The 13475-nt window shown below is 59.5% G+C and carries 14 protein-coding genes and 1 tRNA gene; 8 read left to right on the plus strand and 7 right to left on the minus strand.

Features of this window, described 5'->3' with window-relative positions:
- The first annotated feature begins 34 nt into the window (after positions 1 to 34).
- Complete coding sequence (locus ACF8R3_RS11905) at positions 35 to 370, plus strand: helix-turn-helix transcriptional regulator (protein WP_078478144.1); 336 nt, start codon at positions 35 to 37, stop codon at positions 368 to 370.
- 165 nt (positions 371 to 535) lie between these two features.
- Here the strand turns inward: ACF8R3_RS11905 and mqo are convergent, their stop codons facing one another.
- Both mqo and ACF8R3_RS11915 read right to left on the minus strand, forming a co-directional pair.
- A complete protein-coding gene (mqo, locus tag ACF8R3_RS11910; protein ID WP_058638482.1) occupies positions 536 to 2176 on the minus strand; it encodes a malate dehydrogenase (quinone) in 1641 nt (546 codons plus the stop codon).
- Between the two features lie 239 nt (positions 2177 to 2415).
- Positions 2416 to 3276 carry a LysR family transcriptional regulator gene (locus ACF8R3_RS11915; RefSeq protein WP_144967166.1) on the minus strand — a complete coding sequence of 287 codons (861 nt, stop codon included), beginning with the start codon at positions 3274 to 3276 and terminating at the stop codon, positions 2416 to 2418.
- Between the two features lie 195 nt (positions 3277 to 3471).
- Here ACF8R3_RS11915 and ACF8R3_RS11920 point away from each other — a divergent pair, with 195 nt between their 5' ends.
- From ACF8R3_RS11920 to ACF8R3_RS11940, 5 genes are read left to right on the plus strand one after another with little or no spacing between them, the layout of a single operon-like run.
- On the plus strand, positions 3472 to 4218 hold the full coding sequence (locus ACF8R3_RS11920; protein WP_182139795.1) for a 2OG-Fe dioxygenase family protein: 747 nt from the start codon (positions 3472 to 3474) through the stop codon (positions 4216 to 4218).
- Positions 4202 to 4684, plus strand: a complete 483-nt coding sequence (locus ACF8R3_RS11925; protein ID WP_145129942.1) for an N-acetyltransferase — start codon at positions 4202 to 4204, stop codon at positions 4682 to 4684. The genes ACF8R3_RS11920 and ACF8R3_RS11925 overlap by 17 nt, the downstream gene beginning before the upstream one ends.
- A complete protein-coding gene (locus ACF8R3_RS11930; RefSeq protein ID WP_027914243.1) occupies positions 4681 to 5382 on the plus strand; it encodes an AzlC family ABC transporter permease in 702 nt (233 codons plus the stop codon). The genes ACF8R3_RS11925 and ACF8R3_RS11930 overlap by 4 nt, the downstream gene beginning before the upstream one ends.
- Entirely contained in the window at positions 5361 to 5681 is a 321-nt protein-coding gene (locus ACF8R3_RS11935) for an AzlD domain-containing protein (RefSeq protein WP_023536306.1), read from the plus strand. The genes ACF8R3_RS11930 and ACF8R3_RS11935 overlap by 22 nt, the downstream gene beginning before the upstream one ends.
- 55 nt (positions 5682 to 5736) lie before the next feature.
- A complete protein-coding gene (locus ACF8R3_RS11940) occupies positions 5737 to 6171 on the plus strand; it encodes a hypothetical protein (protein ID WP_182139794.1) in 435 nt (144 codons plus the stop codon).
- A gap of 154 nt (positions 6172 to 6325) precedes the next feature.
- Here the strand turns inward: ACF8R3_RS11940 and ACF8R3_RS11945 are convergent, their stop codons facing one another.
- Genes ACF8R3_RS11945 through ACF8R3_RS11955 form a run of 3 tightly spaced genes read right to left on the minus strand, consistent with a single transcriptional unit; the run spans position 6326 to position 10282 of the window.
- A complete protein-coding gene (locus ACF8R3_RS11945; RefSeq protein WP_392515655.1) occupies positions 6326 to 7540 on the minus strand; it encodes a hypothetical protein in 1215 nt (404 codons plus the stop codon).
- Positions 7541 to 7550: 10 nt separating this feature from the next.
- A complete protein-coding gene (locus tag ACF8R3_RS11950) occupies positions 7551 to 9413 on the minus strand; it encodes a hypothetical protein (protein WP_392515656.1) in 1863 nt (620 codons plus the stop codon).
- 8 nt (positions 9414 to 9421) lie between these two features.
- Complete coding sequence (locus tag ACF8R3_RS11955) at positions 9422 to 10282, minus strand: SH3 domain-containing protein (protein WP_145255009.1); 861 nt, start codon at positions 10280 to 10282, stop codon at positions 9422 to 9424.
- A gap of 757 nt (positions 10283 to 11039) precedes the next feature.
- Between ACF8R3_RS11955 and ACF8R3_RS11960 the strand changes: the two genes are divergently transcribed.
- The gene (locus tag ACF8R3_RS11960; RefSeq protein WP_392515657.1) at positions 11040 to 11477 is read left to right on the plus strand and encodes a GNAT family N-acetyltransferase; all 438 of its coding nucleotides are present in this window, start codon (positions 11040 to 11042) and stop codon (positions 11475 to 11477) included.
- Between the two features lie 262 nt (positions 11478 to 11739).
- Positions 11740 to 12438 (plus strand): hypothetical protein, encoded by a 699-nt coding sequence (locus tag ACF8R3_RS11965; RefSeq protein ID WP_392515658.1) that lies wholly within the window; start codon positions 11740 to 11742, stop codon positions 12436 to 12438.
- A gap of 135 nt (positions 12439 to 12573) precedes the next feature.
- On the opposite strand, the gene ACF8R3_RS11970 is transcribed toward ACF8R3_RS11965, so the two are convergent.
- Positions 12574 to 12663, minus strand: a tRNA-Ser gene (locus ACF8R3_RS11970).
- A gap of 92 nt (positions 12664 to 12755) precedes the next feature.
- Entirely contained in the window at positions 12756 to 13466 is a 711-nt protein-coding gene (gene purC / locus ACF8R3_RS11975) for a phosphoribosylaminoimidazolesuccinocarboxamide synthase (protein WP_016498342.1), read from the minus strand.
- Between the last annotated feature and the right edge of the window lie 9 nt (positions 13467 to 13475).

Below are 13475 nucleotides of genomic sequence, written 5' to 3' on the forward strand. Positions count from 1 at the left end.
TCATTGAATACTGTAGTTCGATCATAATCGAACTATGGCAATAATGAAAAGCCCCGGTATCATGCAGACCATGCGAGCCTACAAACATCCCAATCCTGATGATCTAATTCTCGAACGCGTGCTGTACGCCTTGAGCGACCCAGTGCGCCTGGGCATCGTCCGCCATCTTGCCGGGGTGACCGAGGCCAGCTGCGGCGAGCTGGACGGAGGGCGGCCCAAGTCGAGCATGTCCCACCATTTTCGTGTGTTGAGGGACGCCGGGCTGGTACACACCCGCAACGTGGGCACCACGCACATGAACTCACTGCGCAGCAAAATGCTCGACGAGCGTTTCCCGGGGTTGCTGGACTGCATTTTGCGGCAGGCCTGAGTGACCTGCGCCCTGCCCAGGTTTCCCCAAGCGATCGCCTCGCGCACCATCAAGGCTGCCGAGTGCCTGCGCGGGCGCGATCTTGGCCAAGCCCTGCCTGTCTAACCGCGCAAAAAAAAACCACGAGGTCACCCCCGTGGCTTTCGATTACGTCAGGGCCGTGAGTTACAGGGCCATGTCGTTCTCAGGCTTGCTTTCAACCGGCTGGCTTGGCGCAACGACGCTGGTGCCGACGCTTTCGTCGATGACCGGCGGCTTGGCCAGCTGCAGCACTTCGGCCGTGTAGTTCCACTCTTTCTGCGTAGCAGCGGCCGAGTCGTTCAGCTTGGTGCCGTAGCTCGGGATGATTTCCTTGATCTTGGCCTGCCACTCTGGGGTAGCGACCTTTTCCTTGAACACGGTTTCCAGCACGTTCAGCATGATCGGCGCAGCAGTCGATGCACCTGGCGAGGCGCCCAGCAGACCGGCAATGGTGCGATCCTGAGAGGCCACCACTTCGGTGCCCAGCTTCAGCACGCCGCCCTTCTCTTCGTCACGCTTGATGATCTGCACGCGCTGACCGGCTTGCCACAGTTTCCAGTCTTCCTTCTTGGCATTCGGGAAGTAGGTGCGCAGGGCGTCGAAACGGTCGTCGTCAGACAGCATCAGCTGGCCTGCGAGGTATTCCACCAGTGGGTACTGGTCGATGCCCACGCGGGTCATTGGCCACAGGTTGTGGGTGGTGGTGCTGCTGAGCAGGTCCAGGTACGAGCCGTTCTTCAGGAACTTGGTCGAGAAGGTCGCGAATGGGCCAAACAGAATCACACGCTTGCCGTCGAGCACGCGGGTGTCCAGGTGGGGTACCGACATGGGCGGCGCACCGGTGGAAGCGATGCCGTAGGCCTTGGCCATGTGCTGCATGGCAATGGTTGGGTTCTCGGTCACCAGGAACGAGCCACCCACAGGGAAGCCTGCATATTCCTTGGCTTCCGGAATGCCGGACTTCTGCAGCAGCTTCAACGCGCCACCGCCAGCACCGATGAACAGGAACTTGGCATCGGTAGCCGACTTGCTACCGTCCTTCAGGTTCTTGTACTCGACGTGCCAGGAGCCGTCCTTGTTGCGGCTGATGTCCTGCACTTCGCTGGACAGCTTCAGGTCGAAGCCTTTTTGGGTCTGCAGGTGACCGACAAACTGGCGGGTGATTTCGCCGAAGTTCACATCGGTGCCGATTGGCGTCCAGGTGACAGCCAGCTTCTGGGCCGGGTCACGACCTTCCATCATCAGCGGGACCCACTTGGCGATCTGCGCGTGATCTTCGGAGTACTGCATCGGACGGAACAGCGGGCTTGCCTGCAGCGCTTCATAGCGCTTCTTCAGGAACTTGATGTTGTCGTCGCCCCACACGAAGCTCATGTGCGGCGTGGTGTTGATGAACGCGCGCGGGTTCTTCAACACGCCCTGGCGTACCTGCCAGGACCAGAACTGACGGGAAATCTGAAAGGCTTCGTTGATTTCAATGGCCTTGGAGATGTTGATGTTGCCGTCTTTGTCTTCGGGGGTGTAGTTCAGCTCAGCCAGTGCGGAGTGACCGGTACCGGCGTTGTTCCAGCCGTTGGAGCTTTCTTCGGCCACGCCGTCGAGGCGCTCGACCATCTCCATCGACCAGCTTGGCTCCAGCTCGTGCAGCCAGACGGCCAGGGTGGAGCTCATGATGCCGCCGCCGACCAACAGTACGTCGACTTTCTTGGTTTCAGCGGCGTGTGCGTGCATGACAGTTGCAGCGACAGCCAGACCCAGCAAGGTCTTGCCAGCTTTCTTGAACATTGATCAATTCCAGTCAGGAGAACGGAGGTGGGCCTGTGGCTGACCCAGGTAACGCGTGTTCTTCAGCGCAGGCTTGTTATTGATCATTGTTCAGCAGCCAGAGAACCGGAAAACGAATCAGGCTTTTGTCGCATTGACCTACATCACTGAATCGTTTTTCCGATTGTAACCGAAATGCCAGCACAAACAAATTGGGCGGCCAAGCGCAAGACGACAGGTTGTCTCAGGCTGACGGCGCTTCAGGCATTGATCGACTCGAAGGCGTGCATCGGCGCTGTCTTGGGGTAGAACTGAGGAAACTCCTCCTCCACGATCCATGGCTCTTTCATCACCAGGTACACATCGAGGTATTCGGAATACCCTTCCCAGATGTGCAGGTCGTTCGTCTCGGCCACGGCCCGCGACAGCACGCCCATGCCGCCGAAGCTCTTGATCATCGACACGCTGACGATCTCGCTGCCGGAATGGAACACGGTAGCAGCCTCGAGCCCGCCGCCCTGATGGTTGGCGAAACGCGAAAAAATGGAGGCGTACGGGCATTCGGGCAACGGCTTGATGACCACCGAAGGGGCGGTGTCGGCACTGACCGAGCAGGCCACCACCTCAATGCGCAGGCCCTTGAGCGAAACCGAGTAGAACCCCTCGGGCATGCTGTCGCCCAGGATCACCACCATGTCGGCTTCGCCCTTGGCCAGCTTGGTAAGGTTGTCGGGGGATTCGGAACAGCTGAAGATGGGGCTGCACCCGGACAGATTGCTGGCCACACCGGCCATGATCTGCTGGTTGATTTCCATCGACAGGGTGCTGTTCAGGGCGACCCGCAAGGGCTGGCTCTGGCGCTCGCGCAGCTGTTTGATTTTCAGTTGCATGCGCTCGGAGCAGCGCACGATCTCCAGCACATGGGGCAGGATCCCGACCCCTTCCTGCGTCAACGACACGCCTTTGTTGGTGCGGTCAAAGAGCTTGAAGCCGCAATGGTCCTCCAGCTTTTTCAACTGCGCCGCCAGTGCCTGCACCGTGACGTGGACCTGCTCGGCGGCATCGGTGATCGACCCCGTCCTCGCGACATTGGCGATGTTTCGCAGCACCTTGATATCCATTCGACACCCCTCCCAAGACGCGCTCAAGCCCGCATGCAACAAGGCCTGGGAGGATAACGCACAACCGCCGCCGCTGTCTGCTCAGTACGTCGGCTGGCACCAAGCGGCGGTTGAGGCACCTCAAAAAAAAGTGAAGTTTCTGCCATCATTTCGCCTGCTAGATTGGCGCCCAGATTTCAACGGGAAGAGATGCCAATGCTTACACTCAAACGGAATATTGATGACGCACTGCGCCTGAACAAGACAGTCAACGTGCTGGGCAACGACTTTGCACTCAATGGCGGGTTTGGCCATTTCGTAGCGTTTTCCAAGACCTGGGAAACCATGGGCGTGGACAAGTACTACGGCCAGGCCGACAAGGGTACCCGCTACCGCCGCTATAGCGATTTCGACTTCAACCCGGCGACCGGCGAACTGCAGCAGCTCGAACACCGTGCCTATGAGCAGTCCGAGGCCCATAACCAGTATGTGGGCGGCATGCGGCGCCACTTTGACGATGTGTCCAGCGATGTCTTCAACTCACCGGTGCTGCGAGCCCTGATCAAGCTGGACTTCGACGTGTACAAGGCCGTGCTGCCTGAAGAACTGCACAACGTGCCTTGGCAGTGCCAGGTTCACCAGATCCGCATCGAGGTCAAGCCCGGCGAGCAGATCGAAATCACGCCCGAAGGCATCCATTGCGACGGCTACCCTTTCAGCGGCGTGCACTTCTGGGGCCGCCACAACATCGAAGGCGCCACCAGCAAGGTCTACGACAAACAGTCGAACGTGATCGACTCCGGCACCTACCAGGAAATTCTCGACACCACGTATTTCCTCGACCGCGAGCTGCAGCACTACGTGACACCGGCCACCAACCCCAGCGAATCGGAAATGGGCTATCGGCAGATCATCGCCATCTCCTTCTCCCGGCCGGGGACCGAACATGACATTGTCAAATAGCCTTGAGCAGGCAACGCGCAGCGTTGCCGTGCCCGACCGCATGAACGGCCTGACCATCAAGAAGGCCACGCCGTTTCATGCCACGCGCCTGGTCAATTTCCTCAAGCGGTTCGACGAGATTGCCTTCTGTGACTGGCAAAACGAGGACCTGCTCAAGGGCCTGTTGAGCCATGACAACACGTTCTGCTACCTGGCGGAAAACCACAGCGGGGCGATCATCGGAGCCGTGGCCGGAGGGGCGATGGGTACGCGCGGTACCATCAACCACCTGGCCGTGTCGCCGGACTATCGCCACAGCCGCATCGGCACGTCGTTGACCACCTCGATCCTCAACGACTTCCGTCAGCATGGCATCCGCCGGGTGTTCCTGTTCATCGACCAGGACAATGCGTCGGCGGTGCGCTTCTGGAACCGGCAGGGCTTCAGCCAGACGCGCGGCGAGATCACCTGCGAGGTCGATCTATGACCGACCTCGCCTTGCACCCGGTCTCGCGCAGGGAAAGCTTCGTCGATGCCTTGCCGGTAATTACCGGCTACTTCGTGGTGAGCTTCGTGTTTGGCGTGATGTGCATCAATGCCGGGCTGCCCTTGTGGCTCCCGGTGGCGATGTGCGTATTCGTCTACGCAGGCGCCGCGCAGTTTGCGGCGCTGGCGTTGATCACCTCGGGTGCGCCGTTGCTGACCATCGCGTTGTCGACGCTGCTGATCAATTCGCGGCACATGCTCATGGCCATGTACATGGCCAAGCAGAGCGATGGGCTGGGCATCTCCCGGTCGCAAAAGCTGATGTATGCCTTTGGCCTGACCGACGAATCGTTCGCCTTGCACAGCCAACGGCTACAAGCCGGCAAGTACACCCCGCCTGGCTATCTGCTGCAGTTCAACACCTGGTGCCATGCCAGCTGGATTGCTGGCGCCCTGCTCGGCGCCGTGGCCTCCGATGCGCTGAGCCGCTTCTCCGCGTTCAAGCTGGACTACGCGCTGACCGCCATGATGATCTTCGTGCTCGTGTCGCTGTGCAACAGCCGGCCCAAGCTGATCGTCGCCCTGGTGGTGATTGCCGCGACCTGCCTACTCAACGCGCTGTACCCCTCCCCTTTGAATGTGTTCGTGGCGACGGCCGTGGGCTGTGGAGTAGGCCTATGCCTGAAGAAAAATACCTGATCGGCGCGGTGGCCTTGATGATGGCCATCACCTACTTCACCCGGGCCACGCCCCTGCTGTTCCGAATGCAGGGCACGCCCAAGGTGTTCAACGATGTCATCGAGTACCTGCCTGTGGCGATCATCGCCAGTATCACCGTGCCTGCGTTGCTGATGGCCAAGGACGGCTCGCTGATGGCAGTGAACGCCGACATGCTGGCCGCAGTGCCGGTGGTGATCGTGGCCTACTTCACCCGGAGTTTGATTTTCAGCGTGGCGGCAGGCATCGCCGCGCACGTCGCCATCACGCTTGTGGCGTGACGTCGACCTCAATTGCACCTGTGCCTGAGCGCATCGAATCTACAAGGACACCGGCATGAGCCCTGCTCATAAACACGTGACACTGGAAAACCTGAGCGAGTTTGCCCGCCTCATGCCCAAGGGCTTGCCACAGGAGCAGGTGATCGCGGCACTGGGTGAGCTGTCGCTGGAATGCTCGCTGAACTACCAGCTGAGCAAGACGTTTCTGGCCGACGGCTGGATCGTGGAGTACCGACACCTGCGCGCTGCGGCCCGGCTGAGCACCATCAACGACCTGCTTTTGTTCGCAACCGCCGGTGGCTTGAGGGTCATCAAGGCCGATGGCACGCAGCAGATGATGAAAAGCGGCGACCAGCTTCTGCTGGCAGCGGATACCCAAGTGACGGTATGGCCGGAGGGCGAGGATGGAAATGCGAGTCTGATTGCATTGTCTGTTGAGCTGGATTTGGGGCAGGTGCTTGAGGATGTGGGGGATGAGCGGGTTTGGTAGATGAGTGACGCCCAGGGGGGTAACGGCCGCGATAGACCGCAACGCGGTCTCGGCAATGTTAGCGGCGAGGCTCCAATCCTGGGGCTGCCGCGATGGGGCCGTGAAACGGCCCCGGCATGCTTGCGGTTTGCACAAGGCCCGCCCCGACAACGTCCTAGTTCGTCTCCAGCTCATACGCCTTGCTCACGAACAACGCGGCGTACAGGCTCTTGCCTTCCTTGAAGGTGTAGGTTTCCTCGAAGTCGTCCCCGGCCGCCAGCTTCTGCGCAATGGCGCATTCCGAATCGCTGTGCTGCTTGGCCTTGGTGCCAAAATCGCTGCTCCAGGTTGAAAGCCCTACTTCTTGGCAGAAGTCGGCAAACTTGGCGTTGGGCGTGGTGTGCTGGAAGGCTTCGAATGCCGTACGCATGGGCTTGAACCCGCTATAGCTGACCTCATAGCGCTCCACCTTGGCCTTGCGCGCCAAGTCCGATACTGCGCCGCTGAACATGGCCAGACCAGAAGGCGGGCTGAAGGCGGCGACAATCTGGCCGCCCAGGGCTGCTTTGAACTGTTCCTGCACATCATCGAGTTCGGGCATGGATTGCAAGGTGGCCTTGCGCACGATTTCGCCCACCTTCGAACCGTCGTTGCGGTGAGTGACCACGAACGTCATAACGCCCTCGCCATCGCTTGAACGCTGCAGCGTGAGGTCAAGATCGATCTTGGTCCCGAATTGCCCCGTGCTGTTGACCAGGAAAGCGCCCGTGACCGGCTGGCGCGCCGCCAGGTTCACCCCCCAAGGCATCTTCGCCTGGGACGCGCGCCCGTTGGCCGTCAGCTCGGCGCCCGGCTGGATTTCGTCGCTCACATCGCAGACACGGACGATGTCCTGGCCCTGGGCCGCGATATACGGATCGGCCATCTGCATGCCCAGCAACTGGACATGGATTTCGCCGTCCTTGCTGTCACCGCTGTGCGACAGTTTCAACGCATCAGCCTTTAGAAAAACGCCGGTCACGTAGCGTGATTCGAGTGCGTTCATCTGGTACTCGGCCCAGTTGCCCAGGCCCTCCTGCATGTCCATGCCCCGCATCGAGGCCACTAAGCCGGCCATGCTGCGCATGAACTGTTGCGCGCCGTTGGTCTGCACGGCGGCCACACGTATCTCCGGGTCGGCCACTGTCAGGTTACCGGAAAGTGCCGAGTACGAAATGTCGCCTTCGGATAGCACGTCTTCGAGGAAGTAGCGTTCCTTGAAATCTTCGTAGTACGCCATGGCTTGCTTCTTGCCACTGCTCGAAACCACGGCATAGGTGACGCCGAGCGCTACCGCCACGACCGCCATACCGCCAATCAACTTCTGCTTTGCGTTCATCTGCTTGATCATGGGTTATGCCTCACTGGACCTGTGCCGACGCGTTGTTCCAGTCGTTCACAAACTGTTGGGAGACTTCGGGCGTCCAGTTGGAGTCGATGCCTGCATTGGGGAATTCCTTGGCCAGCACGGCGCCATAGGACACGCGGTCGGCGCAGCGCTCCTGCTCGCAGGCCTTCGGCTCGCCCACGCTGTAGGCGCGGTAGGTAGGGATGGCGCGACCGTCTTCGAGCGGGTAGTAAGGGGTAGCGTTGGCCACCTGGGCCACGTACCAGCCTTCGGGGTACTGCTGCTCGGCAACCAGACGCCCTTCGCCTGGGTAGTCGAGGGTGTAGAACTCGCCCTTCTTGCCGGTGACATGCACCATCATCGGCGTCACGTTCTGCGACGACGTAGGGTCCTGCTGCTGCAGCGGCGAAGGGTAACGCACCTTGATGCCGGCCATCTGCGCCAGTGCCTCGGTTTCACGCCCCTTGAATTCCCCCATGCGCTCCTGCAATTGCTGGTAACGCTCAAGCACACGGGTGTGTTCCCAGGCCAACTGCTGCTGACGATTGCGGGCTTCCCGCACGCGCTGCTTCTCACGCTGCTGCGCCCAGTTGGCGCCGCTGCGCACATCGAAGTACAAGCCCTGGCGGCTCATGCCGATGCGGTTGCGCACGATCTTCTGGTCATCGTTGCCCCAGATTCTGTTGGAAATGGCCGACAGGTCCTTGACGATGAGCAGGTCTGCCACGTCGGTGGTGCTCGGCGATGCGTTCTTGATCAGGTCGAAAACCTGCAGCGCAGTCTCCTTGTACTTCACCGGGTCCAGGGCGAAGGCGTCGTCCGGGGTTACGGCGACGTAGTACGGGTCGGCGAGGAAAGGCCCCACAGCGCCGTAGGTAGGCCGGGAGAACGCCAGGTACACCTTCATGTTCCGATCGGGAATTTCGCCCACCAGCAACGCCACCTGGTCCGCTTCGGCCGTGAGGTAGCTGACCGACTTGTCCTTGACCGCCGCCTCGTAACGCTTGCTGAACATCAAGGCACTGGGGTGGACGTAGATACGATTCCAGTCGTTGCCGCGGTAGGTGCCTTCGGCTTTCCAGCTGATCTTTTCGAAATTGCCCTCACCAAAGCCGGAAGCCGGACAGGGCATGGCCGGCGTGGTGCCGAACGTGAGGGTATCGCCCTCACTGATGATGGTGCTATTGAGCACCCACTTGCAGCCCGCCGCATCGGTGATCTGCATCAGCTTGTTGTTCTTCAGCACCACTGAACGGCCATAGTCCGAGGTGGGCGCAGCCGCGACGGCTGCGCCGGCTACCTTGGGCGCGACGGCAGGTGCTGCCGCCGGTTCAGGTGCGGGCGCTGGGGTTGGGGTGGGGACAGCGGCCGGTTCTGGCTTGTTGGTCGGCGCTGGGGCAGCCGCCACGGCCGGTGCTGGGGCCTCGGCAGGCGCAGGCGTAGCGGCAGGTGCGGATGCCTCTGCTGGTGCTGGCGCAGATGATGGCGCTGGCGTTTGAGCCTGCTGGGGGGCTGGCGCCGTGGCTGCGGCAGGTGCAGCAGCCAGGTTCATCAGGCCCAGGTTGCCGGCAGTGCCAGCGCCGCTGGCATACAGCGTGCCCTTGTCATCGACCGCTTTCCAACTGACCTTGGCCGTGGAGCAGTCCTTGGCGAACACGAACGGCAACTTGTTCAGCAAGCCCGAAAGCATGTCCGGGTTGTCCCAGACAGGTCGGGTGATGGTCAGCTCGACCTCGGGCTTGCACCAGGTCGCGGCCTCACCGGGCACTTCGACCTTGATATTGTCCTTCTTCGAAAACGCCAGCTCGTGGGCGAAAGCCTGCGGTACCAGACCGCAAGCACCGATCACGGCGAGCGCAAGGGCGTGCTTTTTCATGGAGGTTCTCAAATCAGTTCCCAGGTGCCATTGGCCTGTTTGCAGAAGGTGTTCTGTTCCTGTTCGGTCTTGCCTTCCTTGGACTTCAGACTGACCGTCACAGGGCGACAAGCCGCTTCGGCAGCGACGGTCTGGGTAGGCAGGTTCTGCAGCGTGTCCAAGTCGAAACCTTTGGTTTCGCTACTGGTCGCCACGTCCAGCTCATCCAGGTTCACCGCCGGGGTGACGCGCTTGGCCACGGCCTGTGCCTTGGGCTCGACGTAGTCCTTGTGCACGTAACCGACCGTCACGCCTTTGCGCCCTACCAGCACCCAGTCGCCCGTTGAACCGACGGCCGTGAATTCGGTGTGGTTCTTCAGGCTGCCGACTTTCTCGCCCTTGGCGTTGGGCGCGGCGCGTACATTGAGGTTGTCGCTGGTGGTCACGTAGGGTTCGTTGATCAGCTTCATCGACGGAACGGCCTGGATCTTCGGCGCACGCTTGACCTCGACCTGCTTGGTCTTGGTGTAGGTCTTGCCAGTGACGATCTGCGCGGTGGCGCCGGAGTGGTCGGACTTCCAGGTCACCGGCTGTGCACTGGCCGTGGCCTGTTGCTGGCTCAGCACTTCCTGGGTGCGCAGGGCCAGGGCCTGCTGGTCTTTTTCATCGAGCATGTTGCCGATGCGGTTACCCACGTAGGCACCGATGCCGCCTGCGATCAAGGCAGCCGCCAGTTTGCCGTTGCCGCTGCCCATGGTCGAACCGATGGCAACACCCGCCAGACCGCCGATCACGGTGCCGGCCTGTTCCTTGCTGATGCCAAGCTGGGCGCAGGCGGTGGTCGAGGCGATGGCGACGGCCAAGAGGGAGGCGATGAATTTCTTATGCACGTGGATCACTCCATTTTCCAGTGGACGCACAGCCGTGAACCGCAGCCTTCGGGCAGCAGCGTGGGCGTGGTGTGGTGGGTTTGCAGAGGGGCGCAAGTGGCAGCCGCAGAAGGCGACGCCACGGATGAGCGAACAGTGATGGGTAGGTATGGCGAAGCGCAAAGCATCCAACGAATCCATGTCAGGAAGCGTTCATCGCCCGGCGCGCGTAGTCATTACGGCGTGTTGCCCGGGCGTGAGTGGCGAACAGAGGGCGGCATTGTAGCGCAGGTGGTGAATGGCAGATCAAGACAAAATGTTGCGGAGGGTTGAGCGGCAGGGGATCGCTTCGATCGGTACTTTTGGGTCTCTGAACTCAGATTAATCCCCTTACTTGTAGGCCGTTTCCGAAACATACTGCTCCGCTGCTCAAACGGTTGCGACGGAGCAGGTCACGTTCTAGTCTCGGCGGGCCGTTGCAGATCAACGACCGGCTTTGACAGGCCGACCCTTCTCCGCACACGTGCAACCCTTATGGCGGTGGTACGTAGGGCACCTTGTGTGCGCTGAGTCTCCGGAGTCCTCGGTCTGTCAACCCGCGTATCGCTGCCACCCTCTTGTTTGACAGCAAGGCTGTAGCAGCCCGACTGACTCTGTTGAAGCGATGAGTTGTCACAATCCTTCGGTTGACCCAGCGGTGCAGGGAACAGGAATACCGACTGAGGAATTTAGGGATCCTATGAATTCAAGGAAGCCCGCTTAGAGGCTCAAACCAAATATGAACCACTCAATCAGACTCGCCAACCTAGCGGATATTGATGCGATTTTTGATATTCGAACCAGCGTGCACGAAAATCACTTATCCCGTGAGCAGCTAGCCGCAATGGGAATTAGCCCCATTACGGTAAGGCAGGCCATTTTAGAGGCCCCCTGTGCTTGGATTGCCGAGGTCAATGGTGCCCCTGTAGGTTTTTCTATGGCCGATGTCGAGGGCGGGTGTGTGTTTGCCGCTTTCGTTCTACCCGGATTTGAGGGAAACGGGCTGGGCCGCAGACTCATGGAGCAAGCAGAGACGTTCCTCTTTCAACACCATCAAACGATCTGGTTAGAGACAGCTCAAGCGAGCCGTGCATGTGGCTTCTATCGGCACCTTGGCTGGCAGCCTGTGAAGAACTTGACTGAGGGTGATGTTCGCTTTGAAAAGTCTCGAAGCTAACAACTAATAAAGGTGCCCTAGATCTCACACCTGGGCGGGCATCCGCCTGATCACGCAAGCTGTGTTCGACAGACGCCTACTGGACTTGCTTGTACAGCCCATCTCGCAAGCCTTAGAAAAGCTCACAACAGCACCGCCACCATCGCTGGCTTTGGCTGGATGGGCGCTTTGAAACGCGGGAATGTACGCCAACCTCGCCCCATTCCAACATAGCCTGACTTATGCCAAAGTTATCCGTCTCACTCCTCGACAATGGACGCGTATGAACATCCCTTCCGCTTACATCCAGACGGCTCAGGCTGACCCGCTGAATGGAACTCTCGCCATAATCTCTTACGTTGAAGATCAAATCGGGCCTACATTCGACGAAGACGATCACGCACTGCTCATTGAAGCCTTGGCCCTTGTATCAACGTTACGTGAAGCTGATCTCATCTTCCTAGATGTCTACGAGCCAAAAGTCGGTGGACCCTTGCCTAAGGTATGCTCAGACATCTGGGACTTTCTTCGATTCGCTAAAGACCAGCTGCTTTCACAGTCCGCGACTCAGAAATTAGAGAACCTGAAGAAAAAGTTTTCTGTATCTTTGAACGACAGCTTCGGTTACAAGTTTACAGATGGCGACGTGTCAAAAATCCAACACCTCATTAACGAACTGCGAGACTTTTTGGTACAAAATACGTCGCTGGATGAGAGCCACAGACAGCGGATGATGAAACGCCTTGAAGACCTTCAAAAAGAGCTCCATAAGAAGGTTTCGGATCTCTCGAAAATGTACGCTCTATGGGGTGATGCGGGGATCATGCTGGGCAAATTCGGTGAAGATGCGAAGCCTTTCGTTGATCGGTGCCGCGAGATCATGGGGATTGCATTCCGCGCGGAAGCACAAGCCGAAAACTTGCCGTCGGACAGTAAACCCCTTGCCATTGGAAGCGATCCTACCCCCCCTCGCCTTGAATGATGCATACATCTCAGCGCCCCCCCTCAAACTGGCAGAGCGGGGCAGCTGAGCTGCTCAGATTTACGTACAAACACTATGTACAACCCAGAAACGAAAAAGCCCCGCAGACCTTGGTCTGCGGGGCTTAACGGATAATGGCGGAGAGATAGGGATTTGAACCCTAGGTACTGTTGCCAGTACAACGGATTTCGAATCCGTCCCGTTCGACCACTCCGGCATCTCTCCAATGCCGCGCATCATACCAGCGAATTCTGAAAACGCAAACCTTTATTTTCAAAAAAACCGCGTGGTATCAGGCGCTTGCGTGTGCGGGCGCCTTACAGCGGCACGCCCAAGCGCTTGGCAACTTCTTCGTAGGCTTCGATCACATCGCCCAGACCCTGACGGAAGCGGTCCTTGTCCATCTTCTTACGGGTTTCCTTGTCCCACAGGCGGCAGCCGTCGGGGCTGAACTCGTCGCCCAGCACGATCTGGCCGTGGAAGACACCGAACTCCAGCTTGAAGTCGACCAGCAGCAGGCCGGCGTCGTCGAACAGCTTGGTCAGCACCTCGTTGACCTTGAGCGACAGCTTCTTCATTTCGACCAGTTGCTCGGCGGTGCCCCAGCCGAAGGCGACAACGTGGGATTCGTTGATGAAGGGGTCGCCCTTCTCGTCGTTTTTCAGGAACAGCTCGAAGGTGGACGGCTCCAGCTTAATGCCCTCCTCCACGCCCAAGCGCTTGACCAGGCTGCCGGCTGCGTAGTTACGCACGACGCATTCGACCGGGATCATGTCCAGCTTCTTGACCAGGCACTCGTTGTCGCCCAGCAGTTTGTCGAACTGGGTCGGCACGCCGGCTTCTTCGAGCTTCTGCATGATGAAGGCGTTGAACTTGTTGTTCACCGTGCCCTTGCGGTCCAGCTGCTCGATGCGCTTGCCGTCGAAGGCCGACGTGTCGTTGCGAAACAGCAGGATCAAGCGGTCGGCGTCATCGGTCTTGTAAACCGATTTGGCCTTGCCGCGGTAGAGTTCGTCGCGTTTTTCCATGATTGGGCT

This window comes from Pseudomonas sp. FYR_7, assembly GCF_043106155.1.
Taxonomy (GTDB): domain Bacteria; phylum Pseudomonadota; class Gammaproteobacteria; order Pseudomonadales; family Pseudomonadaceae; genus Aquipseudomonas; species Aquipseudomonas parafulva_B.

What these genes read in the sequence shown, in the direction of transcription:
- ACF8R3_RS11905 (WP_078478144.1), top strand. Translation starts at nt 35, where the DNA reads ATGGCAATAATGAAAAGCCCCGGTATCATGCAGACCATGCGAGCCTAC.
- mqo (WP_058638482.1), bottom strand. Translation starts at nt 2,176, where the DNA reads ATGTTCAAGAAAGCTGGCAAGACCTTGCTGGGTCTGGCTGTCGCTGCA.
- ACF8R3_RS11915 (WP_144967166.1), bottom strand. Translation starts at nt 3,276, where the DNA reads ATGGATATCAAGGTGCTGCGAAACATCGCCAATGTCGCGAGGACGGGG.
- ACF8R3_RS11920 (WP_182139795.1), top strand. Translation starts at nt 3,472, where the DNA reads ATGCTTACACTCAAACGGAATATTGATGACGCACTGCGCCTGAACAAG.
- ACF8R3_RS11925 (WP_145129942.1), top strand. Translation starts at nt 4,202, where the DNA reads ATGACATTGTCAAATAGCCTTGAGCAGGCAACGCGCAGCGTTGCCGTG.
- ACF8R3_RS11930 (WP_027914243.1), top strand. Translation starts at nt 4,681, where the DNA reads ATGACCGACCTCGCCTTGCACCCGGTCTCGCGCAGGGAAAGCTTCGTC.
- ACF8R3_RS11935 (WP_023536306.1), top strand. Translation starts at nt 5,361, where the DNA reads ATGCCTGAAGAAAAATACCTGATCGGCGCGGTGGCCTTGATGATGGCC.
- ACF8R3_RS11940 (WP_182139794.1), top strand. Translation starts at nt 5,737, where the DNA reads ATGAGCCCTGCTCATAAACACGTGACACTGGAAAACCTGAGCGAGTTT.
- ACF8R3_RS11945 (WP_392515655.1), bottom strand. Translation starts at nt 7,540, where the DNA reads ATGATCAAGCAGATGAACGCAAAGCAGAAGTTGATTGGCGGTATGGCG.
- ACF8R3_RS11950 (WP_392515656.1), bottom strand. Translation starts at nt 9,413, where the DNA reads ATGAAAAAGCACGCCCTTGCGCTCGCCGTGATCGGTGCTTGCGGTCTG.
- ACF8R3_RS11960 (WP_392515657.1), top strand. Translation starts at nt 11,040, where the DNA reads ATGAACCACTCAATCAGACTCGCCAACCTAGCGGATATTGATGCGATT.
- ACF8R3_RS11965 (WP_392515658.1), top strand. Translation starts at nt 11,740, where the DNA reads ATGAACATCCCTTCCGCTTACATCCAGACGGCTCAGGCTGACCCGCTG.
- purC (WP_016498342.1), bottom strand. Translation starts at nt 13,466, where the DNA reads ATGGAAAAACGCGACGAACTCTACCGCGGCAAGGCCAAATCGGTTTAC.